At 62.6% G+C, this 24,407-nt stretch carries 30 protein-coding genes; 20 read left to right on the forward strand and 10 right to left on the reverse strand.

Going from position 1 to position 24,407, the window contains the following annotated elements; all coding sequences use genetic code 11:
• Positions 1 to 140: 140 nt before the first annotated feature.
• From BUA94_RS05465 to BUA94_RS05475, 3 genes are read right to left on the reverse strand one after another with little or no spacing between them, the layout of a single operon-like run.
• On the reverse strand, positions 141 to 698 hold the full coding sequence (locus BUA94_RS05465; protein WP_073009792.1) for a DUF1254 domain-containing protein: 558 nt from the start codon (positions 696 to 698) through the stop codon (positions 141 to 143).
• Positions 695 to 1,417 (reverse strand): DUF1214 domain-containing protein, encoded by a 723-nt coding sequence (locus BUA94_RS05470; protein WP_084081713.1) that lies wholly within the window; start codon positions 1,415 to 1,417, stop codon positions 695 to 697. The genes BUA94_RS05465 and BUA94_RS05470 overlap by 4 nt, the downstream gene beginning before the upstream one ends.
• A complete protein-coding gene (locus tag BUA94_RS05475; RefSeq protein ID WP_084081714.1) occupies positions 1,414 to 3,672 on the reverse strand; it encodes a transglycosylase domain-containing protein in 2,259 nt (752 codons plus the stop codon). Before BUA94_RS05475 ends, BUA94_RS05470 begins: the two co-directional genes overlap by 4 nt.
• Positions 3,673 to 3,766: 94 nt before the next feature.
• Between BUA94_RS05475 and BUA94_RS05480 the strand changes: the two genes are divergently transcribed.
• Together BUA94_RS05480 and BUA94_RS05485 are read left to right on the forward strand one after the other, a co-directional pair.
• Positions 3,767 to 4,264, forward strand: a complete 498-nt coding sequence (locus tag BUA94_RS05480; protein WP_073009795.1) for a YcgN family cysteine cluster protein — start codon at positions 3,767 to 3,769, stop codon at positions 4,262 to 4,264.
• Between the two features lie 207 nt (positions 4,265 to 4,471).
• Positions 4,472 to 5,977, forward strand: a complete 1,506-nt coding sequence (locus tag BUA94_RS05485; RefSeq protein WP_073009798.1) for a methyl-accepting chemotaxis protein — start codon at positions 4,472 to 4,474, stop codon at positions 5,975 to 5,977.
• 208 nt (positions 5,978 to 6,185) lie between these two features.
• On the opposite strand, the gene BUA94_RS05490 is transcribed toward BUA94_RS05485, so the two are convergent.
• The 4 genes from BUA94_RS05490 to BUA94_RS05505 all read right to left on the reverse strand — a co-directional run bounded on the left by BUA94_RS05490 (position 6,186) and on the right by BUA94_RS05505 (position 8,366).
• Entirely contained in the window at positions 6,186 to 6,419 is a 234-nt protein-coding gene (locus tag BUA94_RS05490; RefSeq protein WP_073011000.1) for a hypothetical protein, read from the reverse strand.
• A gap of 227 nt (positions 6,420 to 6,646) precedes the next feature.
• Positions 6,647 to 6,883, reverse strand: coding sequence for a hypothetical protein (locus BUA94_RS05495; protein ID WP_073009800.1), 237 nt, complete (start codon positions 6,881 to 6,883; stop codon positions 6,647 to 6,649).
• Positions 6,884 to 7,251: 368 nt separating this feature from the next.
• Positions 7,252 to 7,488, reverse strand: coding sequence for a hypothetical protein (locus BUA94_RS05500; RefSeq protein ID WP_073011003.1), 237 nt, complete (start codon positions 7,486 to 7,488; stop codon positions 7,252 to 7,254).
• Between the two features lie 236 nt (positions 7,489 to 7,724).
• Positions 7,725 to 8,366 (reverse strand): TetR/AcrR family transcriptional regulator, encoded by a 642-nt coding sequence (locus BUA94_RS05505; RefSeq protein WP_073009803.1) that lies wholly within the window; start codon positions 8,364 to 8,366, stop codon positions 7,725 to 7,727.
• A 112-nt stretch (positions 8,367 to 8,478) separates the two neighbouring features.
• On the opposite strand from BUA94_RS05505, the gene BUA94_RS05510 reads away from it, so the two are divergent.
• Together BUA94_RS05510 and BUA94_RS05515 are read left to right on the forward strand one after the other, a co-directional pair.
• Complete coding sequence (locus BUA94_RS05510; protein WP_073009806.1) at positions 8,479 to 9,063, forward strand: NAD(P)H-dependent oxidoreductase; 585 nt, start codon at positions 8,479 to 8,481, stop codon at positions 9,061 to 9,063.
• Positions 9,064 to 9,192: 129 nt separating this feature from the next.
• Entirely contained in the window at positions 9,193 to 10,314 is a 1,122-nt protein-coding gene (locus tag BUA94_RS05515) for a COG3904 family protein (RefSeq protein ID WP_073009809.1), read from the forward strand.
• A 101-nt stretch (positions 10,315 to 10,415) separates the two neighbouring features.
• Here the strand turns inward: BUA94_RS05515 and BUA94_RS05520 are convergent, their stop codons facing one another.
• Together BUA94_RS05520 and BUA94_RS05525 are read right to left on the reverse strand one after the other, a co-directional pair.
• On the reverse strand, positions 10,416 to 12,017 hold the full coding sequence (locus BUA94_RS05520; RefSeq protein ID WP_084081814.1) for an FMN-binding glutamate synthase family protein: 1,602 nt from the start codon (positions 12,015 to 12,017) through the stop codon (positions 10,416 to 10,418).
• A 197-nt stretch (positions 12,018 to 12,214) separates the two neighbouring features.
• On the reverse strand, positions 12,215 to 12,739 hold the full coding sequence (locus tag BUA94_RS05525; protein WP_084081715.1) for a DUF3833 family protein: 525 nt from the start codon (positions 12,737 to 12,739) through the stop codon (positions 12,215 to 12,217).
• 908 nt (positions 12,740 to 13,647) lie between these two features.
• Here BUA94_RS05525 and BUA94_RS05530 point away from each other — a divergent pair.
• The 14 genes from BUA94_RS05530 (at position 13,648) to BUA94_RS05590 (ending at position 22,810) form a co-directional block, all read left to right on the forward strand.
• Positions 13,648 to 14,004: a hypothetical protein gene (locus tag BUA94_RS05530; protein ID WP_139251016.1), complete on the forward strand. Its 357-nt coding sequence runs from the start codon at positions 13,648 to 13,650 to the stop codon at positions 14,002 to 14,004.
• Positions 13,937 to 15,277, forward strand: a complete 1,341-nt coding sequence (locus tag BUA94_RS05535; protein WP_084081716.1) for a DNA-packaging protein — start codon at positions 13,937 to 13,939, stop codon at positions 15,275 to 15,277. The genes BUA94_RS05530 and BUA94_RS05535 overlap by 68 nt, the downstream gene beginning before the upstream one ends.
• Positions 15,278 to 15,759: 482 nt before the next feature.
• The gene (locus BUA94_RS05540) at positions 15,760 to 16,974 is read left to right on the forward strand and encodes a phage portal protein (protein ID WP_073009822.1); all 1,215 of its coding nucleotides are present in this window, start codon (positions 15,760 to 15,762) and stop codon (positions 16,972 to 16,974) included.
• Complete coding sequence (locus tag BUA94_RS05545) at positions 16,971 to 17,276, forward strand: hypothetical protein (protein ID WP_073009824.1); 306 nt, start codon at positions 16,971 to 16,973, stop codon at positions 17,274 to 17,276. The genes BUA94_RS05540 and BUA94_RS05545 overlap by 4 nt, the downstream gene beginning before the upstream one ends.
• Before the next feature lie 198 nt (positions 17,277 to 17,474).
• Positions 17,475 to 17,651 (forward strand): hypothetical protein, encoded by a 177-nt coding sequence (locus tag BUA94_RS23535; protein ID WP_175558001.1) that lies wholly within the window; start codon positions 17,475 to 17,477, stop codon positions 17,649 to 17,651.
• A complete protein-coding gene (locus BUA94_RS05550; RefSeq protein WP_208979973.1) occupies positions 17,648 to 18,223 on the forward strand; it encodes an HK97 family phage prohead protease in 576 nt (191 codons plus the stop codon). Before BUA94_RS23535 ends, BUA94_RS05550 begins: the two co-directional genes overlap by 4 nt.
• Positions 18,223 to 19,551, forward strand: coding sequence for a phage major capsid protein (locus tag BUA94_RS05555; protein ID WP_084081717.1), 1,329 nt, complete (start codon positions 18,223 to 18,225; stop codon positions 19,549 to 19,551). Before BUA94_RS05550 ends, BUA94_RS05555 begins: the two co-directional genes overlap by 1 nt.
• 152 nt (positions 19,552 to 19,703) lie before the next feature.
• On the forward strand, positions 19,704 to 20,273 hold the full coding sequence (locus tag BUA94_RS05560) for a head-tail connector protein (RefSeq protein WP_073009827.1): 570 nt from the start codon (positions 19,704 to 19,706) through the stop codon (positions 20,271 to 20,273).
• A complete protein-coding gene (locus BUA94_RS23540) occupies positions 20,270 to 20,590 on the forward strand; it encodes a phage head closure protein (protein ID WP_175558002.1) in 321 nt (106 codons plus the stop codon). The genes BUA94_RS05560 and BUA94_RS23540 overlap by 4 nt, the downstream gene beginning before the upstream one ends.
• A complete protein-coding gene (locus BUA94_RS05570; RefSeq protein ID WP_073009833.1) occupies positions 20,587 to 21,003 on the forward strand; it encodes a DUF3168 domain-containing protein in 417 nt (138 codons plus the stop codon). Before BUA94_RS23540 ends, BUA94_RS05570 begins: the two co-directional genes overlap by 4 nt.
• Before the next feature lie 195 nt (positions 21,004 to 21,198).
• Positions 21,199 to 21,612, forward strand: a complete 414-nt coding sequence (locus BUA94_RS05575; RefSeq protein ID WP_073009836.1) for a phage major tail protein, TP901-1 family — start codon at positions 21,199 to 21,201, stop codon at positions 21,610 to 21,612.
• A gap of 29 nt (positions 21,613 to 21,641) precedes the next feature.
• A complete protein-coding gene (locus BUA94_RS05580) occupies positions 21,642 to 22,007 on the forward strand; it encodes a gene transfer agent family protein (RefSeq protein WP_073009838.1) in 366 nt (121 codons plus the stop codon).
• A 5-nt stretch (positions 22,008 to 22,012) separates the two neighbouring features.
• Entirely contained in the window at positions 22,013 to 22,192 is a 180-nt protein-coding gene (locus tag BUA94_RS05585) for a phage tail assembly chaperone (protein ID WP_073009841.1), read from the forward strand.
• 15 nt (positions 22,193 to 22,207) lie between these two features.
• Positions 22,208 to 22,810, forward strand: a complete 603-nt coding sequence (locus tag BUA94_RS05590; protein WP_073009844.1) for a phage tail tape measure protein — start codon at positions 22,208 to 22,210, stop codon at positions 22,808 to 22,810.
• A gap of 23 nt (positions 22,811 to 22,833) precedes the next feature.
• Here BUA94_RS05590 and BUA94_RS05595 read toward each other — a convergent pair whose 3' ends face one another.
• Positions 22,834 to 23,088 carry an HP1242/YdcH family protein gene (locus tag BUA94_RS05595; protein ID WP_073009851.1) on the reverse strand — a complete coding sequence of 85 codons (255 nt, stop codon included), beginning with the start codon at positions 23,086 to 23,088 and terminating at the stop codon, positions 22,834 to 22,836.
• Between the two features lie 97 nt (positions 23,089 to 23,185).
• On the opposite strand from BUA94_RS05595, the gene BUA94_RS05600 reads away from it, so the two are divergent.
• Both BUA94_RS05600 and BUA94_RS23265 read left to right on the forward strand, forming a co-directional pair.
• The gene (locus tag BUA94_RS05600) at positions 23,186 to 23,824 is read left to right on the forward strand and encodes a DUF2460 domain-containing protein (RefSeq protein ID WP_073009857.1); all 639 of its coding nucleotides are present in this window, start codon (positions 23,186 to 23,188) and stop codon (positions 23,822 to 23,824) included.
• A 68-nt stretch (positions 23,825 to 23,892) separates the two neighbouring features.
• Positions 23,893 to 24,402 (forward strand): hypothetical protein, encoded by a 510-nt coding sequence (locus BUA94_RS23265; RefSeq protein WP_139251018.1) that lies wholly within the window; start codon positions 23,893 to 23,895, stop codon positions 24,400 to 24,402.
• Positions 24,403 to 24,407 lie beyond the last annotated feature (5 nt).

Below are 24,407 nucleotides of genomic sequence, written 5' to 3' on the forward strand. Positions count from 1 at the left end.
TCTCCGTCGGCAACGTGGCGGAGCTGATGGACGCAGCCTCTTGTTTGGGGCTAGTGCCGAATGCCTTGCATCAGACGAAACGCAGCCTTTCCCCTAAAATAGGATTGGAGGCCGTAGGCTTCAGGTCCGTGAAATCTCCCTTACAGCCCTCCGCAATAAGACGTCTTCAGCGCGGTTTCGATCTCGCCGGACTGGAATTTGCCCGGCACGAAGGCGCGCAGGAGGGCGAAGCCGTTCATGGGGGCGGTTTCGATGACGATCAGTTCGTCCAGGTCTTCCGGCGGGTTCTCGCGCAGGATCGACAGCTGCTCGCTGGTGATGACCAGCATGGACAGGATATCCGAGCCTGCCGTGCGGTTGTTCAGGCTGTAGACCGCTTCTCCCGCCTCGTTGAAGACGCCGATGGACCAGAAGGGCGATGGAACTGCGGCGGTGAAAAGCACCGGCCCGTCCGCCAGGCTGAAGCGGCAGGAGGCATGTTTCATGGCCGGGTCCAGGGCGGGCAGGGGCTCGTCGCCCGGCTTCACGTCCGGCAGGAGGTTGAAGCTGCGGTCCGGGCCGAAGGAGCCCACATCCGTATAGGCGCTGTGGACCACATTGAGCGGGATGGTCAGCACCACCAGGATATGGACGATCACGGCCACGCAGAAAGTGGCCAGCAGGCTGATGGCCCAGGTCATGCGGCTGGACAGGGTCATGGGCAGCTCACCTTCACGATATCCGGCATGGAGACCCCGTCGAGGGCCGCGCCCGTGGTGATGGGAGCGTCATAGATCCTGAGCGTGAACATGAGGCCCGAGTTCTCCCCCGGGGCCGCCGGAAGCGGCAGCCAGTTGCCCGAGCGCGGGCGGATGGCGGCGGTGATGTCGAAGCTGCCATCCGCATGGCGCAGGATCTGGCGGCTGTCGATGCTTTCCCGCCCGGCAAGCGTCGGGCTCAGCCGACCATAGGCATCGGAGGCGGTCATGGTCCACAGGCGGGCGGCCGGTGTCTGGCCGGAGATGCGGTAGGAACAGCGCGCATCGAGGCTGGCGCCGGTGGTGTCCGTGCGGGCGGTCAGGGACAGGCCTTCGCCGGTGGTAAGCGGCACCCTTGCGCCCCGGGTGTAGATGGCGACCGAATAGGGATCTGCCTCCGGCGTGCCGGCCTTCGGGTGCGCCGACCAGGGGCCGATGTTGACCGCCAGCAATGGGCGCTCGCGCTCGATCATCAGGAAGGCCGTGGCAATGCCGACCAGGGTTCCGGCCAGAAGGATGAGGCAGAGCAGGACCAGGGTCTGCAGCGGCGTGCCCCGGCGCGGGCGCAGGATGCGCGGCAGGGCCGGGTCGTACCAGTTGGCTTCCACATTGACGGGCTTGCCGGTCTTTGGATCGAACAGGACCTGATGGGGCCTTGGAAGTTTCGGCAGGGCGGTCATTGGGCGCTGACCCCGCGCGATGCGTCCTGTCCGGTCTGGACGGCGGCAGACGTCCGGGGCGCGATGGCCTTGAGCGCTTCGCCGATCTCGTCCAGCACCGACTGGGTCTGCCGTTTCAGGAGGCGGGGCGCGGGACGGTTCTCTTCCTCCGTGCGGGCAACGGCCTTGGTGGTGATGTGATAGGCCTCCGGATCGACACCGGGCACGAGGGTCAGGTCGATGTCCTGATGGGCATAGTTCATCAGGATCTGCCAGATGGTGGCCGGCAGCGTGCCGCCGGTGACCCGCCGGGTGGAGGTGAAGTCATCATTGCCCATCCAGACGGCGGCAACGAAATTGCCCGTGTAGCCTACGAACCAGGCGTCCCGGTAGGCCGAGGTGGTTCCGGTCTTGCCGGCGGCGACCACACCCTCGATCTGGGCGCGGCGGGCGGTGCCGTTCTGGACCACGTTGACGAGAATGTCGTTCATCTCCGCGACCTTGTCCGCCGGCAGGATGCGCTTGGCTGCCGGTTCTGCCCGGTCATGGTCATAGATTACCTGACCGGCGCCATTGGTCACTTCCAGGATGCCATAGGGCGTTGCCTTGTAGCCGCCATTGGCGAAGGCGGCATAGGAGGCGGTCATGTCGATGATCGACACATCCGACGCGCCCAGAGGCAAGGATTTCGAGATCTTCAATTCGTTGGTGATGCCCATGGCATAGGCCGTCTCGACGATCTTGTCCCGGCCGACCGCCTGGGCAAGGCGCACGGGAACGGTGTTGATCGAGCGGGTCAGCGCATTCTTGAGCGTGACCGGACCGGAAAAGCCGCCGGAGTAATTCCGCGGGCTCCAGCCGCCGATGGAAATCGGCGCGTCCGGCACGATGCTCGTGGGCGAATAGCCGTTCATGAAGGCGGTCATGTAGACGAAGGGCTTGAAGGAGGAGCCAGGCTGGCGCAGGGCGTTGACCGCCCGGTTGAACTGGCTTTCCCCATAGGACCGGCCACCGACCATGGCCACGACGGCGCCGTTCGGCGTCATGGCGGTGAGGGCGGCTTCCTTCACGTCCCGCTCGGCGGCGTTCTCGCGCAGAACCGTTTCGACCGCCAGATCCGCCTGTTTCTGCAGGGCCGGGTCGAAGGTGGTGCGCACGGTCACGATCCGGTCCCGGGCGAGGGCTGGCACCCGGCGGGCGAGCTTCTTGACCTCTTCAAGGGCCCAGTCGAGGAAATATTCCGGCAGCTGGTCCTGCGACCGGTCGACGGCAACGGCGGGGTGCCTGCGCGCGCCGATCACCTGGCCTTCGGTCAGGAACCCGGCCTGGACCATGTTGGTCAGCACCTCGTTGGCGCGGGCGCGGGCGGCGGGCAGGTTGATGTGCGGGGCATATTTGGTCGGCGCCTTGTAGAGACCGGCCAGCATGGCGCTTTCGGCCAGGGTCAGCTCGCGCACATTTTTATTGAAATAGAATTCGGATGCGGCCGTGACCCCGAAGACGCCGCCGCCCATATAGGCGCGGTCGAGATAGAGCTTCAGGATCTCCTGCTTGGTCAGGTTCGCTTCCAGCCAGAAGGCCAGATAGGCCTCCTTGATCTTGCGGCCCAGCGTCCGCTCGTTGGTCAGGAACAGGTTCTTGGCCAGCTGCTGGGTCAGGGAGGATCCGCCCTGAACCACGCCGCCGGCGCGGGCATTTTCCACGATGGCGCGGAAGGTGCCGAGGAAATCGATGCCGAAATGGACGAAGAAGCGGCGGTCCTCGGTTGCAAGGGTGGCCTTGACCAGACTGTCGGGCAGCTCCTCAAGCGGCACCGTGTCGTTCAGCACAATGCCGCGCTTGCCGATTTCCTTGCCGAAACGATCAAGGAAGGTGACGGCGAAATCATCTGTCGTGCGCCAGTCGGAAGAGCGGGTGGCCTCCATGGCGGGCAGCGCGAAGGCGAGCAGGATGACGAAGCCGACGGCGCCCCAGGTGACACCTTCCGAGCCAAGCTCCGCGAGCACCTTCCAGATGCCGCGGGCGCGGAACCGGCGCAGGAAGGCGTCATAGCCCTCAAGCCCCCGGCGCAGGAAACTGCCGGTGTGCCACAGGGCCGTGTCGACGAAGGCGTCAATGCCGAGCAGGAACTGGCCAAAGCTGCGCCGGTTGCGCGGAGCTTCGCCGGGGCGCAGGCCTTTGCGCAGATCCGGACGGACCTCGGGCGCGCTTCCCGGTTCCGGCAGATTGCCATCTGCCCCTTCGCCCGGAGCCTTATTCCTGTCGTCGTCAACCACCCGTTCGGCCTTCGCTTTGCGTCAGAAGCCCGGGCATGATACGCCCCAAGGCTTGCTGGCAGAACCCCAGCGACAAAGGAACTAGAAACTGCCGATGAAATCAATCATTTCCCCTGAAAATCCAGAGGCATTGCCGTTCTGGAAGCTGAAGACCCTGGACCAGATGACCGGGCAGGAGTGGGAATCCCTGTGCGATGGCTGCGCCCGTTGCTGCCTGAACAAGCTGGAAGACTGGGACACGGGGGACATTGTCTGGACCGATGTCGCCTGCGAGCTGCTGGACGGGGACAGCTGCCGCTGCAGGGACTATCCGAACCGTCAGGCGACCGTGCCGGACTGCATCCAGCTGACCGTGGAGGAAGTGAAGACCCTGACCTGGCTGCCGCCCACCTGTGCCTACCGGTTGGTGCGCGACGGTGAGGACCTCTACTGGTGGCATCCGCTGGTGTCAGGCGACCCGGAAACCGTGCATCAGGCCGGTGTTTCGGTGCAGGGGCGCACGGTCAGCGAAGAGGGAATGGCCATCGAAGACTACGAACATCATGTGGTAACCTGGCCGCAAGAGCTTCCTGACAGTTGTCGCGATTGTTAAAAATTACGATGCATATATTTCGGGAAATTCTCTTCTGTATAGTTAAATGGAAGCTTACTTATTCTGCATCCTTTTAATAAAGGGAAATATTCTTTCTGACTTATACCGTTTCCATTAATTGTTTGGTCTGAATTTCCTTCTACCCTAGGGTTAACTTCAAGTGACGGGATTGTGCTCGCTTGAAGGTTGCACCACTGGGGGATTCTAATGGTTGGCAAGTTTTTCGGCTCTGACGCCAAAAATATTTTGGGTGCCTTGAACCGGTCTCAGGCGATGATCGAATTCGAGCCGGACGGCACGATCATTCATGCCAACAAGAATTTCCTGGATGCGATGGGCTACACCCTTGAGGAAATCAAGGGCAAGCATCACTCCATCTTCGTCGACCCCGAGGAGCGCAAGAGCCCGGAATATGCGGTGTTTTGGAAGGAACTGGCCGCCGGGGGCTTCATGGCGAAGGAATTCCGCCGCATTTCCAAGAGCGGCAAGGACATCTGGATCCAGGCGACCTACAATCCGGTCATGAATGCCGGCGGCAAGGTCTATAAGGTCGTCAAGTTCGCCTCCGACATCACCGAGGAAAAGGAAAAGCAGTTCCTGATCCAGGGACAGATGAACGCCATCAACCGCTCTCAGGCGGTGATCGAGTTCGAACTCGACGGAACGATCGTCTGGGCCAACCAGAATTTCCTCGATGCGGTTGGCTACCGTCTGGATGAAATCAAGGGCAAGCATCACCGGATCTTCCTGAGCAAGGAACAATCCAGTGCCCCGGCCTATGCGAAGTTCTGGGAAGATCTGCGCAAGGGCGAGTACAAGTCCGGGGATTTCCGCCGCTACAGCAAGTCCGGCGAAGAGATCTGGATCCAGGCGACCTACAATCCGATCATGAATTCCAGGGGCAAGCCGGTGCGGGTCGTCAAGTTCGCATCGAATATTGCCGACCAGGTGCAGGAAAAGCTGCGCAAGGAACGCATCCAGCTGGAAATCGATGCGGATCTCAACAACATGGTGGACTCGGTCTCCAAGGTGAACCACGACGCCATGAATGCCTCCGTCGCCTCCAACCAGACCTCGCAGAATGTTCAGGCCGTGGCTGCCGCGGCCGAAGAGCTGGTGGCCTCGATCGAGGAAATCACCCGGCAGGTGACCCATGCCCAGACCATCTCGGACCGGGCGGTCAGCGAGGCGCGCGGATCAACGGAAATCATGGCGGGTCTGGCCTCGGATTCCCAGCGCATCGGTGAAATCATCGAGCTGATCGACAGCATCGCCAACCAGACCAATCTTCTGGCCCTCAACGCCACCATCGAGGCGGCAAGAGCCGGGGAAGCGGGCAAGGGTTTTGCGGTCGTTGCCTCCGAGGTCAAGAGCCTCGCCTCCCAGACCGGCAAGGCAACCGAGGATATCCGCACCCAGATCGAGTCCGTTCAGGGCTCTGTCGGCCGGGCAGGGGATGCGATCGAGGCGATCATGAAGATCATTCAGAACGTCAACGAGATCTCTTCCGGCATTGCGGCCGCCATCACCGAGCAGTCGGCGGTGACACGGGACATTTCCGACAATATGCAGAGAGCGGCCCGCGAAACCATGGCTGCCAGCAGCAGCCTCGGCAACATTTCCGGCTCGACTTCGGGCATCGAGAATGTCGCGCACAAGATCCGCGAAGCCTCGCTTTCCATCGCAGTCAGCGCCTCCGCCTATAATCAATAGGCGGCAGCACCTTTCCCGGCATCGCAAGCTCCCTGTGTCTCAAGGGTTCACCCCCCTCTGTCAGCTGAAGCTGACATCTCCCCCGCAAGGGGGGAGAGGCTTGCGTTAATGCGGAGAGGATCGCGAAGTCGGCTTTCGTGCCCTGTCTGCCCTGTCCGGCTAGTCCTTGGGAGACACCGTGAGGGCAGGAAAGGGCGCGGGGGTTGGGTCACTCGGCGGCGAAGGAGACCTTGACGCCGCGCTGGCGGAAATAGGCCTGCAGCAGCTTGCGGCCGGAGCGGTTGTTCTGGACCAGTTTCGTTGCGTCCAGAACGGCTTCCTTCTGGCCTTCGCGGGCAAGCGCTGCCTTCAGCGCTGCGATGTGCTGGTCGATGTCCAGATTGTCGGCCTGAAGGGATTCATAAACGCGGCTGATCGCATCTGCTACGGTGAGGTCGCTCACGGGGATACTCCTGATGATGCCTGGCCGGACAGCGTCTGGCCGAATGTCTTCCGGCTGGCGCATAGCACATTTTCAGGCCAGGCCCTATGGCTCAGAAGACTGTCCACGTCATTGACTGCGGATTGGTCCGGGACAGCAGCGGGTTGATCCGGGTGCCGGCCTTCCCAAAGGCAGGACGGGCCGGGTCAGGGGCGAGGTCAGGGGAGGGCGCGCCCGGTTTCGGCGCCTCAGCCGCGCTGGACGCCCGGCCGGGTGAACTGGTCCGGGGCCTTGCAATAGACCTTCACATATTCGCCCTCATGCACCACGCCCGAGGTGGCGGCGTATTTTTCGCCGTGGGACATGCAGAAGGCGAGGGTCTGGCTGTTGCCAGGCGCGACCATCCAGTTGAGGGCGGTGTCCCGGGTGCAGTCCTTGAAAGCGACATCGGACAGGCAGACGGCGAGATAGGCAGTAAAGAGCATGATCCGGTCCTGATCTTTGTAAGCCGGACCAGACTGTCACGGAACGCGAGGCCTGTCGATGCAGCCATTCCGGGCAAGTTCTGCTGCAACTGGCGGGGTCTTTGGAGCCTGCGCCAGGCTGCTGACAAAGGTATCAAGCTCTCGATCGTCATCCCGAGAGGTTTCGGGAGTGAAAACTGGCTAAGGCAGCCTTTCGGCATGAGAAATCCCCTCCGTCTTCGTCCTGCCATGGCTTGACCATGGCATCCATGCCGTTCCACCTCCTGAAAGCACAACTTTTCTGTAGGGCGAGGTTACGGCATGGATTCCGGGTCAAGCCCGGAATGACGTCGAGAGGAAAAGCAGGTTTCCCTTTGCTCCGCCGGATCTTAGCCGCGCTGAACGCCGGGACGGGTGAACTGGTCCGGGGACTTGCAATAGATCTTCACATATTCGCCTTCGTGCACCACGCCGGAGGAGGCGGCGTATCTTTGACCGTGGGTCATGCAAAAGGCGAGGCTCCGGTTTTCGCCCGGTGCAACCATCCAGTTGAGGGCGGTCTCCCTGTTGCAGTCCTTGATCGCCACATTGGAGAGGCAGACGGCCAGATAGGCGGTGAACAACATGGTCTTGTCCTTTTTCTGGCCCGGCCACGCGCCGGGCTTGGGACAGCCAGATCCCTCCGCAATGCCGGTCCCCTCCAACCGGCCAATATGATCTGCTGACAGACCTTCAGCGTCTCATGGAAACGGCGGGCTGTCGATGAAAAATAGTGCGGTGCACTCATTTATGTTGCGATGCGGTATGAGTATTCAATTTCCGCAAGAATCCGCCGTTTGTGCAACTGATGTGGCTGCAATTTCTAGCTGCGGGGGGGCTCCGTCCGGGCCAGAAGATAGGCTTCCGCGTGCCGTTTCAGCTTGTCCCTTGCCATGTCCAGACTGCCCAGCTGACAGCTGCGGAACTGGATGGCGACATGGATCATGAAGGCAATGAGACCATCGACCATTTCGCGGCTGGTGCGGTCATGGCGCAGGGCAGGCCGGACAGAGGCGGATGCCTGCCATTCCTCCAGATAGGCGATGAGAAGACCGTCGAGCTGGTCGAGAATGGCGATGAATTCCAGCGCGCATTTGCCGTCGGTCGCGCCGGTGTTCTCCAGGAACAGGCGCAGGCTGAGCTGACTGGACGTGATGATGGCAACCAGGCTCATCATCATGGCGGTGATGCGCTCGAGCGGATCGGCAAACCGCTCCGTGTCGGCGGCGCGGACAGCGGCGATATTCTCCGGCAGAAGGCTGCGGATGTCATCCAGCAACACATAGGACATCAGGCCGTCCATGCTGGTGAAATGGGCGAAGATCGTGCCCTTGGCGACCCCCGCAGCGCTGGCCAGAGCCTCTGCGGTGATAGCGTCCGCGCCATTGCGGGAGAGGAGATCGCGGGCGGTCTCCAGGATACGGCTGCGGGTCTGCTGGGTACGCTGTTGGGGTTTTCGGGTCATCTGGCGGCTAAGTGTTTGGGGAAAGAAATATTGACCGTGGTCAATATTAGCTTGACGGGAAACGGTGGGTGAGTCAAAAAATGACCACGGTCAATTTTAAATAGGTGTGGTCATGTCACGGAAGATCCTGGTGCTGGAAGGGCATCCTGCGGCGGAAACGCTGAATGCGGCGCTGGCGGATGCTTATGCGCAGGCTGCGCGGGAAAGCGGACACGAGGTCAGGATCCATCGCCTGTCGGCAATGCGCTTCAATCCGGATCTGGGAATTGCTTCCTATCGCAACGTGCCGGAGCTGGAGCCGGATCTGGCTGCCTTCTATGCCGATCTCGAGTGGTGCGGGCATTTCGTCATCACCCATCCCATGTGGTGGGGCGGCATGCCGGCCAAGCTGAAGGGGCTGATCGACCGGGTGTTCCTGCCGGGCAAGACCTTTCAGTATCAGAAAGGGAAGCCTCTGCCTCTGGGCCTGATGAGCGGACGCAGCAGCCGGGTGATCATGACGTCGGACACGCCGAATTTCTTCCTGGACTGGATCTACGGCAATGGCATCGGCAAGCAGACGAGCCGCCAGATCCTGAAATTCTGCGGTTTCAAGCCCGCCCGCTTCACCCGGTTCGCGCCGGTGCGCAAATCCAGCGAGGCCCGCCGGGCCGGCTATCTGGCCAAGGTGCGGGCCCTGGGCTCGCGCGGTGATTGAAGCTCCGGGTGGTGGGGATGGTTCCTCACCCGGAATGCGGACTTGTCTGACTGTGCCAGTTGTCTTTAATCGTATCCGTGATTTTAAGGCCTGAAGATTGTTCAGGATTTTCCGGATCAGGAATTTGAGATGACCAAGGCGAGGGGGCGGCTTGCAGCCGCATGGACAAGCATGGCAGCGCTGTTTGGCGGCGTGCTTGTGGTGACCGGCGGGCTGATGGCCGGGCCGGAGGCGGCGCAGGCGGCTGACATGTCGTTCGAGAATGTCTGCAAGGGCAATTCGGCGGCGAGCTGCTATGTGCAGGCGGATGGCGGTATCACGCTGGATACGCCGAAGCTTTTTGCCCGTTATCTGGAGAGCGAGCATTCTGACGGCAACAAGGTTCTGCTCAACAGCCCCGGCGGCAGTCTGCTGGGCGGGCTGGAGCTGGGCAAGCTGATCCGCGAAGCCGGGATGGAAACCGAAATCGGCATCTGGAAGCAGGATGGCGTGTTCGGGGAGACGGTTGAGGGCGGCATCTGCATGAGCGCCTGTTCCTATGCCTTTCTGGGCGGCAAGGTGCGCCGTATTCCAGATGGCAACCGTCTGGGCTTCCATCAGTTCTTCCTGTCGGGCGACAAGCCGGATCAGGTGTCTTCCAGCGAGGTGGACAAGGCGCTGATGAGCGGGCAGGAGCTGTCCAGCCTGATCGTGCGCTATCTCCTGGAAATGGGCATTGATGCGCGCATCTTCGTGCTGGGCACCGGGGCGAAGCCGAATGACATGTTCGTGCCGGATGCCGCCCAGCTTGAGGAATTCTCGCTGATCACCCCGGAAGGCTTTGGCGAGTTCTTTCTGGAGCCCTACAAGAAGGGACTAGTGGCGGCCAGCCGCCGCAAGAGCCCGGTGCGGCTCTATGATCTGGCGAGCCAGTTCTCCAGTTATTGCCGCAAGAAGACGCCCTATCTGCTGATTACCACGGAAGGCGGCATGTTGAACCCGGATGAGTTGCCGACGACAAGGATCCGCATGTTCTCCAAGGGGCGCGGCATCGAGGCCAAGGCTGTCGACGGCGCCTTGCGCGTGGTAGGTGACAGCGGTGTCGAGGTGGAGGTGAACCAGCAGGTCGTGGACCTGTTGTCTGCGAGTGAGCGGATCGAGTTCGATCTCTTTCTCGGCATGGCTTCCGGCGGAGAGGTGCGCGGCAAGATTTATCTGACCGAGATGGACCGCAAGGTCATCGCCGCAAGTTTCCGCTTCTGCATCAACTAGGCGGGGGCTTGGGGGAGGTCCTCCTTCATCAAGACCGCTTCGACGAATTGAGGCGCTCCGCAGGTCTGCGGGGCGCCTCATTTTCATTCAGGCAAGGCAGGTCAGCGGGCCTGGCGGGCGTCCTTGGCGCTCTGAACAGAACGGATGGGCATGAACGTGTCCGGATCGGCCATCAGCCAGTAGGTGCTGTAGCCGGGATGGTCATGGCCTTCTGCCAGGAGTGAGCCAGGTTTCAGCCAGTCGACGGCGGTGCTGGCGGGAAGCACGGTGCGGTGGCCTTCGCGCAGGTAGAAATGCTCGGGGCCGAATTCCTTGGGGCTGGACAGGCCGGAGGCTTCGGCAAAGTCCATCAGGGCCTTCATGGTGTTGTGATGGAAATTGGCAACGCGGGTGGCCTTGTCGGGCACGACCAGGGCCATCTGGCGCTTGGGGTCCTGGGTGGCGACGCCAGTGGGGCAGCGGTTGGTGTGGCAGCTCTGGGACTGGATGCAGCCGATGGCGAACATGAAGCCACGGGCGGAATTGACCCAGTCTGCCCCGAGGCACAGGGCGCCGGAAATGTCGAAGGCGCTGATCAGCTTGCCACTGGCGCCGATGCGGATCTTGTCGCGCAGATTGGTGGCGACCAGCGTGTTGTGAACGAAGGACAGGCCGAGGCGCAGGGGCGTGCCGAGCCGGTTGGAGAACTCGACCGGGGCAGCGCCCGTGCCGCCTTCCGCTCCATCGACGACGATGAAGTCGGGCAGGATGCCGGTCTTCAGCATGGCCTTGACCACGGCCATGAATTCCCAGCGGTGACCGATGCAGAGCTTGAAGCCGACCGGCTTGCCTCCGGACAGGCGCCGCAGGGTGGAAATGAATTCCAGCAGTTCCACCGGCGTGGAGAAGGCGGAATGGGCAGAGGGGGAAATACACTCGACGCCGACGGGAACGCCGCGGGCCTCGGCGATCTCCTGGGTGACCTTGGCGCCGGGCAGAACGCCGCCATGGCCCGGCTTGGCGCCCTGGCTGAGCTTGATCTCGATCATCTTGATCTGCGGATTCTGGGCCTGCTTTTCAAAGGCCTCCGCATCGAACCCGCCATCAGGACGGCGGCAGCCGAAATAGCCGGAGCCCAGCTCCCAGATCAGATCGCCGCCACCGGCCCGGTGATAGCGCGAGACGCTGCCTTCACCCGTGTCATGGGCAAAGCCGCCGGTCTTGGCGCCAGTGTTCAGCGCCAAGATGGCATTGGCCGAGAGGGAGCCGAAACTCATGGCGGAGATGTTGAACAGCGAGGCGGAATAGGGCTTTGCGCAATCCGGCCCGCCGATAGAGATGCGCAGGCGCTCGTCGGTCTTCGGGTCGACCGGCGGCGTGCCGGGGCCGCCCTTGGGCACCATGGAATGGTTCACCCAGGCATAGTCATTGGCATAGACGTTGTATTCCGTGCCGAATGGCTTGTTGCCTTCAATGTCCTTGGCCCGGTCATAGACGAGCGAGCGTTTCTCGCGGGAGAACGGCGCGCCGTCGAGGTTCGATTCAAAGAAATACTGGCGCAGCTCCGGCCGGATCGATTCCAGCATGTAACGGGCGTGGCCGATGACCGGGTAATTGCGCAGGACCGCGTGGCGCTTCTGGGTGAGGTCCCAGATGCCGAGGCCGGTCAGTCCGGCGAAAACCGCGAAGGGCCATATGAAAAACTCAGCTCCGCCAAGGGTCATGGCGAAGCAGAAAAGGGCCAGAAGAATGATCAGGATGAAAACACTATACCGGGCAGGCAAGGCCAAGGGGCTCTCCTCAAACAACTGTCGAAACAGGTCTCTCTCGAGTGGCACAATGCCCCGGACGCAAGCGCGGTTCCAGTGCGGAAAGTGAAATGGGGAGAAGGGCGTAGAGATCTGCCGCCCATCTCCGGCAGTTATCGGGTGAAGGTGATGTCCACCGTTCCGACCGGAAAGCCCAGCTTGGTCACATCCGAGGTGTTGCGCACGGTGTTGGAGCCGGTGCGGGTGAGTGTGTCGGCAAAGCGAAGTGCAATCTCGCTGTCCCCCGCAGGAACGTCCATCACGTAGGAAAAGCGGATGGCGCCGCCGGTGGTTGTGACCTGAACCAGACCCTTCACGCCGCTGCGCTGACCGACATAGCGTCCGTCTCCGGTCTTCTGGAACACCCAGACCGCCTTTTCCCGAACGCCATCGTCATAGCGGATGTCCTCGCGCAGGGTGAAGACGAAGGTCTTCGGGTTCCAGCTGCCGGTGAGATAGGCGGTGAGCGGGCGATGGATGCCGGCGATCTCGCTGTCAAACGCCCCGCGCCCGACAGTCTGTCCTTTGAAGAATTCTTCCAGAACCAGCGGTTTGCCGGTTTGCGCGAAGGCGGGCAGGGCAAAACCGGCAAGCGACAGGAAGGCGGCGGCTGCGAAGCTGAGAATTTTCAATGACATGTCAAATCTCCTTGGGGGAGGATTGTGCCCCGCAGGAGATACGGACCGGGGAGGCCTATGGATTGGTCAAAACAAATAGGAATAAATTCCTTGACAGCGTGACGCTGTTGGGGTAAGGTTTTGACATGATCGAAGAGTTGCGCCTGATGCGGCGTTTAGGGGAGCTGGTTCCGAGTATCGCACGGGTTTTGCGGTGGGGGACAAGTTCCGCAGATCTTCGGCAAGCATCTGAAAAACAAGCAGAAAATTTTGAACGGTGAGGGACAGATACGTCCAGCCCTCACCCGGTGCTGCGCGCCGACCTCTCCCAGGCTTGGGAGAGGTGGTGGAGGGGTTTGTCGCGGGGAGTGGTTGGGGTGTCCTTCGAGGTTTTACGGAAGACGGGCGGTTGGTTCTGCTGGCTCCCTCTCCCTCAGGGAGAGGGTTGGGGTGAGGGCGAGTTGCACAGGGATGTTTGAAAACAGGGCCGGGTGACCGGCCTGAAATTTGTGACAAAGAAGCCAAGTTTGTTGGTCATCCTGGTTTGGTGCCCTGCACCAAGACCGGGATCCAGTATCCGTAGAGTGGGGTCTTGAAAAAGGCAGTTACCTCAGCTGGTTACTGGATCCCTGCCTTCGCAGGGATGAAGTCCAACTCTTCGCGAACTGGCGCCATCAAGGGTGACTGGGTCTTTGTCAGCAGTCCGAAGGCCGGGTGACCGGCCTTTTGCATGTCTGCAGGTCGGTGGGGGAGGCGGTATGGCGGGGCGGTTTTCGGGCAAGGGGATATGCGATGCGGTGCGCCAGGACCGGGCAGCGACGCGGCAGGCTAAACGGAAGAGGCGTTGCAGGACAGGTGGGGCTGATCTCAGGATTGAGCCTGACGTTGGCACTGATCCTGGCCTTTTCCCTGAGGAAGTGCTTGGCCCGGTGGCCATACAAGACGGCCTGTCTGATCTGACGCATCTCATCATTCCGGACCTCGAACAGCCCGGCATGATCGAGCGGCTCTACAAGGCCTTTGAGGGGCAGATGGAGAGCATGGAGGCGCGGCTGAGGGAGTTGGTGGCGGAAGCCGGCAGTGCGGCGAGCCTGGCCGATATCGACAAGACGGTGAAGACCCTGGCGAGCCTTGCGAAGACGCTGGGGGTTCTGATCGACCTGAAACGGGCCTCCGATGAGGAGGCCGCGGAAGAGGACGGCGATGGTCTTGCATCAGATGCAGAAGCCCTCAGGGCGCAGCTTGCGGACCGTCTTGGCCGCCTGTGCGAAGGCGGGGCGCATTGAAGCGGCGCTGGGCGCGCTGAGTGATGACGAGATCCGCTTTCTCCTGAGTGATTGGCCGACTTTCGCCCATGACCATCAGATGCCGCCGCCGGGAGACTGGCGGGTGTGGCTGCTGATGGGCGGGCGGGGGGCAGGCAAGACACGCGCAGGCGCAGAATGGATCCGCGCCATGGCACAGGGCGAAAGCTGGAACGGTGGCCAGGTGGCAGGCCGCATTGCGCTGGTCGGCGAGACCTATGCGGATGTGCGCGAGGTGATGGTGGAAGGGGTGTCCGGGATTCTTGCCGTCCACCCCAAGGCCGGGCGGCCGCACTGGATACCGACGCGGCGGCGGCTGGAATGGCCCAATGGCGCGGTGGCGCAAGCCTTTTCAAGTGAAGACCCCGAGGCCCTGCGCGGGCCGCAATTCGACATTGCCTGGTGCGATGAACTCGCCAAATGGCGTCACGCCGAGGAGACTTTCGACATGCTGCAATTCGGTCTGCGCCTTGGAGAGGCGCCGCGCCAGCTGGTGACCACGACGCCCCGTCCGGTGCCGCTGCTCAAACGACTGCTTGGCCTGCCGGGAACGGTGGTGAGCCATGCGCCGACACGGGCCAATGCGCCGTTTCTGGCACCGGGCTTTCTGGAGACGGTGGTAGGCCGCTATGCCGGCACGCGGCTTGGACGGCAGGAGCTGGAAGGCGAACTGATCGAGGACCGGCCGGATGCGCTCTGGTCGCGGGAGCGGCTGGAGCGGGAGCGGGTCGCCGCCCCGCCACAGGATCTGGAGCGGATCGTGATCGCCATCGATCCGCCGGCAAGTTCCGGAAAGAGGTCCGATGCCTGCGGGATCGTGGCGGCTGGACTTGGGTCCGACGGGCGGGCCTATGTTCTGGCCGACAAGTCCCTGAGCCGGGCGCGGCCTTCCGACTGGGCGTCCACGGCCACGGCCCTTTGGCATGCACTGGCAGCGGATTGCCTGGTGGCGGAGGTGAACCAGGGCGGTGAAATGGTGGCCGAAGTGATTGCGGGCGTTGATCCGTCCGTGCCGGTCCGCCAGGTGCGGGCAACGCGGGGCAAATATTCCCGGGCCGAGCCGGTGGCCATGCTCTATGACCAGGGCAAGGTCTGCCATGCGGGCGTCTTTCCGGAGCTGGAAGACGAGATGGTGGATTTCGGGCCGGGCGGACTGACCTCCGGCCGCTCTCCCGACCGGATGGACGCGCTGGTCTGGGCGATCACAGAACTGTTGCTGGGGCCCAGGGCGGAACCCAGGGTGCGGCGGCTTTAGGGGTGCTTCTTCTTCCGTGCGACAGCCTTCACCCGAACGGGTTTGGCGGCAAAGAAGTCAGTGGCCTCCATGGCGGTGAAGGCGGCGGCTGCGGCGATGAGAATGGCATGGAACATGATGACCTCCTGCAACTCACCGGGGTGTTTTCTCCCCGTCTGATCTCAAGCTAGCGCTGTCTGGAAACGGGCGCCGTGATCTGGATCACGGATCCAACCCTCACCCGCCGCTTCGCGTCGACCTCTCCCAGGCTTGGGAGAGGTGGCGGAAGGGCTGGTCGCGGGGGGAGATGATGGTGTCCGGCGACGGTGTTGTGCGGGTGCTGCCTCTCGGCTTGCCGCAGTTTGTACCCTCTCCCTGAGGGAGAGGGCCGGGGTGAGGGCATCTTTTGGATGAATGCATAAATCAATGAATGCGCAACTTATGCTCGTTCATCCGCCAACTGACTCAACTTCTTAACTTCAGCTTGAAAGGCCAATGAAACCATGGGCTTGAAACAGGCGTTTGACTCTCTTTGGCGGCGTTCTGAACCACGCTTGGAGACGCGGGCTTCGCGCACGGGGCCTCTCGTCGCGGTGCAATCCGCAGCCCAGCCGGTGTGGAGCCCACGGGACTATGCCGGGCTGGCGCGGGAGGGGTTTGCACGCAATCCGGTCGTCTACCGGGCCGTGCGGATGATTGCGGAGGCGGCGGCGAGCGTGCCGCTGACCCTGTTTGAAGGCGACATGGAGCTGGACCGGCATCCGCTGCTGGACCTGATTGCCAGACCCAACGAGCATGAGGGCGGGGCGGATCTTCTGGAGGCGGTCTATGGCCATCTGCTGGGGGCAGGCAATGCCTTCATCGAGCAGGTGGGCCTAGAGGGTATACCGCGCGAACTCTATGCGCTCCGCCCCGATCGGGTGAAGGTGGTGCCGGGGGCGGCCGGGTGGCCGGAGGCTTTCGATTATTCGGTGAGTGGGCGGACATTGCGGCTGTCGGGCGAGGCAGATCCAGAGACGGGGGCTATCGCCCAGGTGCGTCATCTGAAGCTGTTCCATCCCTTGAGCGACCACTACGGTTTCGCGCCGGTGGAAGCTGCCCAGATGAGCCTCGACATTCACAACGCGGCCACTCACTGGAACAAAGCTCTGCTGGACAATGCGGCGCGGCCCTCCGGCGCGCTGGTCTATGGCGCAGGCGATGCGGTCAACCTCAGCGCCGATCAGTTCGAGCGGCTGAAGCAGGAGTTGGAGAGCGGTTATCAGGGCGCACGCAACGCGGGCCGGCCGCTGTTGCTGGAGGGAGGGCTCGACTGGAAACCCATGGGGCTGACGCCCAAGGACATGGATTTCATCGAGGCCAAGAACCAGGCAGCACGGGAAATCGCGCTGGCCTTTGGCGTGCCGCCGATGCTGCTCGGCATTCCGGGCGACAACACCTATGCCAATTATCAGGAAGCCAACCGGGCCTTCTGGCGCGGGGCGGTGCTGCCTCTGGTGCGGCGGGTGACTGGCGGGCTGGCAGCCTGGCTGAGCCCGGCTTTTGGTTCCCCGCCCTTGCGTCTGGAACCGGACGCTGATGGCATCGAGGCCTTGTCGAGCGAGCGCGAAGCGCTGTGGCGGCGGGTGGAAAGTGCGTCATTCATCAGCCGGGACGAGAAGCGGATGGCTGTCGGCTACGGGCCGGACGGAGAGATGCCTGGGGAGGGACAGGGATGAGCGCGGAGATCGTCCGCTCGGTGATCGAGCGGGGGGATCTGGCCCATCTGGCGCTGTTCCTCTGGGCGGTGGCAGCCAGTCTTCTGGGGCTCTTGCTGCTCAAGGAGCTGACGGTCTCCAACAGGCGGTTTTCTGAATTCGTTCAGGAGCTTGCACGGTTGAACAGATTGTTGTCCGGGCAGGAAACCGGCCGTGCCGGGACCTGGGGAACTGGCAGATGTGACTCAGCGCATGAAGCCCATGCGGACCGGGATCAGCTGCCGCGTCCAAGTGATTCAGATGATTCAGAAAAAGGCGGTTGAGGGTGGGTGGCCCTCACCCAAGCCCGCTCCCTGAAGGGAGAGGGGGCAGGCTGTGTGCGCTGATAGGCCTTCCTCCGCAGGAGCACTTGTGAAGTGCGGTCCAGCAGGTCCGGGTGAAGGCTTCTTCCGGCAACCTCATGAAACAAAAGAAAAAATCCTCTCACTTGAATCAATGTCCCAACAACGGGAGGCGGAGTGATGATTGAAATGATCGGCAAGGGCTGGAAGCGGGTTGGAGCGCTCTGGCGGCGGCGAAGTGGTCTGGGCGCGCGCGGGCAGGCGAAGACGCACAGGCAGGTGTTTGGCGGGTTTTCCGGGGCGGTGCTGGCGCTGGCTCAGGCCGGTTCGACCGCCAAGCCGGAGCGCGGCAGATGAGTGCAGGCGGCGGAGCGTCACAGGAGCTGGGGCTGGTTCAGGCGAGGCGCGAAAGGCGGGCCGAAGATCTCTTGAGCGGACGGATCCCGGTAACAGGCTATGCCAGCCTGTTTGAACGGATGGACGGGGCGGGGGACATCATCCGGCGCGGGGCGTTTCAGGCAAGCCTCAAGGCGCGGAGGGACGGGCTGGCGATGCTGTGGCAGCACGATCCGGCAACCCCGATCGGTGTGTGGACCTCCATGCTGGAGGACAGCATCGGACTGAAGGTCAGCGGCTATTTGATCAGGGACGTCGCTCAGGCCCGTGAGGCCGCAGCCTTGATTGCAGCGGGGGCTGCCACGGGGCTTTCCATTGGCTTCAAGGCGCGCCGGTCGTTCCGCTCCGCAGGCCGGGGTCCGCGCATCCTGACGGATATCGATCTTTGGGAAGTGTCCATCGTGACCTTCCCCCAGGCGGAGGGGGCAAGGGTGCGGCTGAACCGGCCCGAGCCTTTGCCGCGCAGTCAGATGAGATCCAGGTCGTCGGTGTCCCTTGGGGGACGCAGTACCTCTAGTGAAGGGAGAGTTTGATGCAACATTCGGACATGACGGGTTCCACGGTGGCGCTGCCGCTGGAAACCAAGGCGGGCGGGCTGCCCGCAGGACTGCCGGCGCAGCCCGGCGGCTTTTCGGGCGGGGAGGATGTGGCCCGGACCTTCGACGAATTCTTCCGCGCCTTCGAGAGCTACCGGGAGGTCAATGACGCCCGGCTGGCGGAGATCGAGGAACGCGGCAATCCGGATATCCTGACGCTGGAAAAGCTGGACCGGCTGGATGCGGCTCTCGACATGACCCAGCGCCGTCTCGATCAGCTGACCCTGAAGGCCCGGCGTCCTGAAATCGGCTCGGAGGCCGGGGCGCGGCACGGGCGGGGGGCGTCTTCCCAGGTGCTGGAGCACCGGGCGGCCTTCGAGAGTTATGTGCGGACCGGGCAGGAAGCCCGGCTGCGGCCGCTTGAATTGAAGGCCATGTCCATCGGTTCTGATGCAGATGGCGGATATCTGGTGCCGGAAGAAACGGAAGCTGGCATTTTGCGCCGTCTGTCTCAGGTCTCGCCGATCCGCGCGATTGCCGGGAATCGGCAGGTGTCGGCCTCGACCTACAAGAAGCCTTATTCCCTGACGGGTCCGCAGACCGGCTGGGTGGGCGAGACCGATGCCCGTCCGCAGACCACGGCACCGACACTGGCGGAACTCAGCTTCCCGGCGATGGAGCTTTACGCCATGCCGGCGGCGAGCGCGTCGCTGCTGGATGATGCGGCCATCGACGTGGATGCCTGGATCGCCGAGGAGGTGGAGACTGCCTTTGCCGAACAGGAGGGGGCAGCCTTCATCAATGGTGATGGCGTCAACCGGCCCAAGGGGTTCCTCTCGGTCGACCGGGTGGCGGAAGCCAGCTGGGCCTGGGGCAAGCTGGGGACGGTCAAGAGCGGTGAGGCGGGCGGATTTCCGGCGCTGAGCCCGGGCGATGTGCTGCTCGACCTGATCTATACGCTGAAGGCAGGCTACCGGCAGAATGCGCGCTTCGTGATGAACCGGCGTACTCAAGGAGCGCTGCGCAAGCTGAAAGACGGGGACGGCAACTATCTCTGGCAGCCGCCGATGACGGCGGGCGGTGAGGCAACGCTGCTGAACTTCCCCGTGACCGAAGCCGAGGACATGCCGGACATCGCGGTGGATGCTCCGGCCATTGCCTTTGGCGACTTCCGCCGGGGCTATCTGGTGGTGGACCGGATGGGCGTGCGCATCCTGCGCGATCCCTATTCCTCCAAGCCTTACGTCCTCTTCTACACCACCAAGCGTGTGGGCGGGGGCGTGCAGGACTATGACGCCATCAAGCTGATGACCTTCTCGGCCTGAGGTCTCAGGTCACAAGCCGGGGACCCTCGCGTCTTCCTTGCTGGAGCCGGTCAGTATCAGCCGGCCGGCTCCGGTATATCCTCCCCAACTGGCCGGGTTCTTTTGAAGAACCCGGCCTTTTTGTTTTCAAGGCTGCTTGTGGAAGGTTTGCCATGACTGCAACCCGTGTGATCGAACCGGCCACCGAGCCGGTGTCCCAGGCTGAAATGAAGGCGCATCTGCGTCTGACCGGCACGGCAGAAGATGAGCTTGTGGGCCAGTTGATCGCTGCAGCCCGCGCACAGGTGGAGCAAGAAACCCGGCGGGCCCTGATCAGCCAGGGCTGGCGGCTCTATCTGGATCAATGGCCCGCAGGCCGTGTGGTACAGCTGCCGGTCGCGCCGGTTCAGGGGATCAGCCAGATCCTGGTGTTCGACGAAGATGGCGTGCCCAACGCGCTGGCGGAAACGGACTGGCGGCTGGACAAGAGCACCAGCCCGGCGCGGGTCCGGGTGAAGCCGGGAGCCGGATTGCCATCTTCCGCCGTCATGGCCATCGAGATCGATTTTACCGCCGGATATGGCGCCTCGCCGAGCGACGTGCCCGAGACCCTGCGCCAGAGCATTCGCCTGCTGGCAGCGCACTGGTTCGAGCACCGGGAGGCGGGGACGGAGCTTGCCATGGCGAGCGTGCCGCACGGACTGGACAGGCTTCTGGCCGCAAGCCGGGTGCGCCTGCTGTGAGCGCGGGGCGGTACCGGACGCCGGTGGAGCTGGAAGAGCCCGTGCGGACCCAGTCGGCTGATGGCTCGGCGGTGCTGGTTCATGTCCCGGCAGGAACGGACTTTGCCGAAATCCGCTGTCTGCGGCAGGACGAAGCTGTGCTGTCTGACCGGGTCGACGGTATGGCCACCCATGAGATCTGCCTCAGATACCGCGAGGATATCGCCGGTGGCTGGCTGGTGGCAGCGAAGGGGCGGCGCTTCCGCATTCTCAGTGCGGCGGATGAGGATCTGCGCGGCAGGACTGTGCTGTGCCTCGCCGAGGAGGAAGAGACATGAGCGGCCCTTCTGCAGAGCTGGCCTTGAGGAAAGCGCTTCTTGCCCGGCTGAACGGGTCGGGTGTGCTGAGTGCCCAGATGGGCCCGGAGGGCATTTGCGATGTGCCGGCACGCGGTCAGGCCTTTCCGTTTCTGTCGCTGGAGGCGCTGGGGAGCAAGCCGCTCCTGAGCGATCCGTCAGAGGGCCTGGTGCATGATCTCAGGCTTCAGGTTCTCTCGCGTGCGCCGAGCCGGGACGAGGTTCTGACCCTGATGGAGGAGGCCTCCGGGCAGATCCTCGACGGGGCGCTCACGCTTGACGGGCATCATCTGGTCGGGCTGCAGCTATCCGGCCGGAGCACGGCCTTGATGCGGGACGGGCGGACCTTTCGCGGCGTGATCGAGCTTCGGGCGGTGACAGAGCCGCTGGTGTAGGGGTCTTTCCCTCACCCCGGCCCTCTCCCTGAGGGAGAGGGAGTGCGCTGTCCGAATGGAGAGGCTGTGGCACGAGCCAGGTCTTGGGTGTCTTGAGACGCGCGGCAGTTCTACCTCGCCCTACCGGGGAGAGGTCGGGCCAAAGGCCCGGGTGAGGGGCGAGCTGAATTTCCAAAAATATCGGAGGGGAATGATATGGCGGCTCAGGCTGGACGGGATCTGCTGCTCAAGCTGGATCAGGACGGGAATGGAAGTTTTCAGACGGTGGCGGGGCTCAGAAGCCGCAGGGTGGCGCTGAATGCCACGGCGGTGGACATCACCAATTCCGACAGTTCGGGGCGCTGGCGGGAGCTGTTGAGTTCGGCTGGAACACGCACGGCGAGCCTGTCCGGCTCCGGACTTTTCCGGGATCAGGCAAGCGATGCCTCCGTGCGCCAGCTGTTCTTTGCCGGTGAGATCCGGAACTGGCAGGTGGTGATCCCGGATTTCGGCACACTGACCGGTCCGTTCCAGGTGACGGCGCTGGAATATGGCGGCCGTCATGACGGGGAGGTGACCTACGAGCTGGCGCTGGAGTCGGCCGGGGAATTGACCTTCGCGGTTCTTTGATCGCTGGAAACCTGCTTGGGAGGAGAAGCATGCCCAATCGCTTGCGCGGCGAGATTGCCGCCTGTCTGGACGGACGCCAGTGGACACTGGTCCTGACGCTAGGGGCCTTGGCGGAGCTGGAAGCGGCTTTTGCAGCAGACAGCCTGGCAGGTCTGACGGAACGGTTTTCAAGCGGCAGGATCTCGGCCCGGGATCTCATCCGGGTGATCGGCGCGGGATTGCGCGGGGCCGGAAACGCGGTGACCGATGAGCAGGTGGCCTCGATGACATCTGCCGGGGGCGCATTGGGCTTTGCCGCAATTGCCGCCGATCTTCTGAAAGTGACTTTCGGCACGAACGAAGATCCGGAAGAAGAGGATGCGGAGAGCCCTTTTGCCGGGAGCCCGGCCGTCTGAGCCCCATGCCCTGGCAGGCCTTGATGGAGCGGGCCATGGGCGGGCTCGGTTGGCGCCCGGCCGATTTCTGGTCGGCAACGCCCAAGGAACTGGCGGCGGCACTGGGGCTGAACCGCCGGAACGCCGCGATTGGCCGTGGTGATTTCGGCCGGTTGATGGAGCAGTTCCCCGATGAGGGCTTGTGAAAAGGACCCTGATGAATGGCGAATGACGAAGATGGCGGACAGGTGGAATTGCCACTTGGAGACTTGAGCAGGTTCTCGCAGCAGATGGCGGAGGTGACCCGCAGCGCCTCGCAGTTTTCCTCGGTGCTTTCCAGCGGAATGAAATCGGCGCTGGTGGACGGGAAAACGCTGGATACGGTGATGCGGCAGATGGCCCTGACCCTGTCCTCCAGGGTGGTGAGCTCAACGCTGAATTCATTGACCAGCGCTGCGGTCAATGCGGTCAGTGGTCAGGCCGGATCAGGTGGCAGCGGGTTGCTCTCGACCCTCTCAAGCGGAGCGGCTTCGCTTCTCGGGTCGGTCATGCCCTTTGCCAAGGGCGGGGTGGTGGCTTCGCCAACCTATTTCGGACTGGAAAGCGGATTGGGAGTGGCCGGGGAGGCGGGTGCCGAAGCGATCCTGCCGCTGAGCCGGGGCTCCGACGGCAGGCTGGGGATCCGGACCGGACAGGGCGGCCAGCAGGGGCCGCGGGTGCAGATCAATGTGGCCGCCCGGGACGCCGAGAGCTTCCGCAGGTCGGAAGCGCAGATCTCGGCAATGGTGGCCCGCGCCGTCGGACGGGGACGGCGCGGGCTCTGACACCGGCCTGAAAAAGGAGGGGCTCAGGAGCCGGTGTTTTCGGTTGCCGTCACCAGGACGGCAATCTGATCCTTGAGGTTGAGGCGCTGTTTCTTCAGCTCTTCCAGAGCCTGATCGGAAGCCGGAGCGACTTCGCTCTCGATGCGGTGAATCTCGCGGTTCACCTCGTGATACTCGTCCGCCAGCCGGGCGAAATGCGCATTGGATGTCTTCAACGTGCGCAAGGCTTCAACGGCCTGCGGGAATTCTTCATGCAACTCGTGCGGTACGTGACTCATCAAGTGCCCTCCTTGGTACGGGGGCAAAGATGACCGGGCTTGAAGAGCGGCACCTTGAGCCAGATCAATCCTGAGCGGCGGAGAAGGAGTTTTTTCCATGATATCCATCCTCGACGAGCGGTTTCCATCGGCAGTGGCCTTCGGGGCGCTGGGCGGGCCGGAACGGCGGACGGACGTGGTGCTGCTCGCCTCCGGCTTCGAGGCGCGAAACGCAAGATGGGCGGACAGCCGCAGGCGTTATGATGCCTCCACCGGCATCCGCTCCCTCGCAGACCTGCGGGCGGTCCTTTCGCTGTTTGAAAAGGCGCGGGGCCGGCTCTACGGGTTCCGCTTCCGGGATCCGTTCGACCATTCCAGCCGCAGCGATGGCGGCTTGCCGATGGCAAGCGATCAACCGCTCGGCACGGGGGACGGGACGGCGACCCGCTTCGTGCCGCGCAAGACCTATGGCAGCGGCGAAACGGCCTATGTGCGCGAGATCCGGCTGGTGGATGCCGGGTCCTTGAGGGTGGCGCTCGACGGCGTGATGCAGGTCATCGGCAGTGACGTGACCCTGAACGAGGGCACGGGAGATCTGGTGTTTGCCGTGCCGCCGGCGGAAGGCGTTGCGATCACGGCAGGCTTTACCTTCGACGTGCCGGTGCGGTTCGACACGGACCGGCTGGAGGTGAGCCTGACCCATTTCGAGGCGGGCGACATCCCGACCATTCCGCTGGTGGAAATCAAGATTGCTTGACATGCAAATTTAGGTGGATGATGAAAAATAAGTATCTTATGGTTGTTTTTTTGGGGGCGTGACGTTCAATGGATTTGGTGAAACTAGGTGTCAATGGTCATTCATGGGAAAGCTTTGAAAAAGATTGGAGGGAACAATGTGAGCAATATGAGGAGGAACTTGAGGACTACGCGGCGGCCGTTTTTCCTGTTTTTAAAAGTCTAATTGAAGATCCTTCTTCTGTCGCTGGTGTTTATGCGCTTCATAATGGAGAGCGGTATCTTGCCGTTTGTCAGCTGAATTGCGCGTCTCTTCCGGGTTACACGGGGCGCGTTCTGAGAGTGCGATATTTAACTGTGGCACCCACATATGATTTTGATGATCACAAGATCGATGAATATGCGTCTGTTTTGATCGGGACGCTGTTGGGTATTTTGGAAATATCTGACAGCGACGATATGCAATCAGATCACGTGAAATTTCATCTTCGCAGTCCAGCTGAGCGTTCTCTTTTTTCTGCTTTCGGGGCTGGTCTTGATCGTGCCGATGTGTATAAGTCCGTGAAAATGACTGGCGCATGGCTATATGTAACTAAATAGCAACA

It is taken from the genome of Roseibium suaedae, assembly GCF_900142725.1.
Lineage (GTDB): Bacteria > Pseudomonadota > Alphaproteobacteria > Rhizobiales > Stappiaceae > Roseibium > Roseibium suaedae.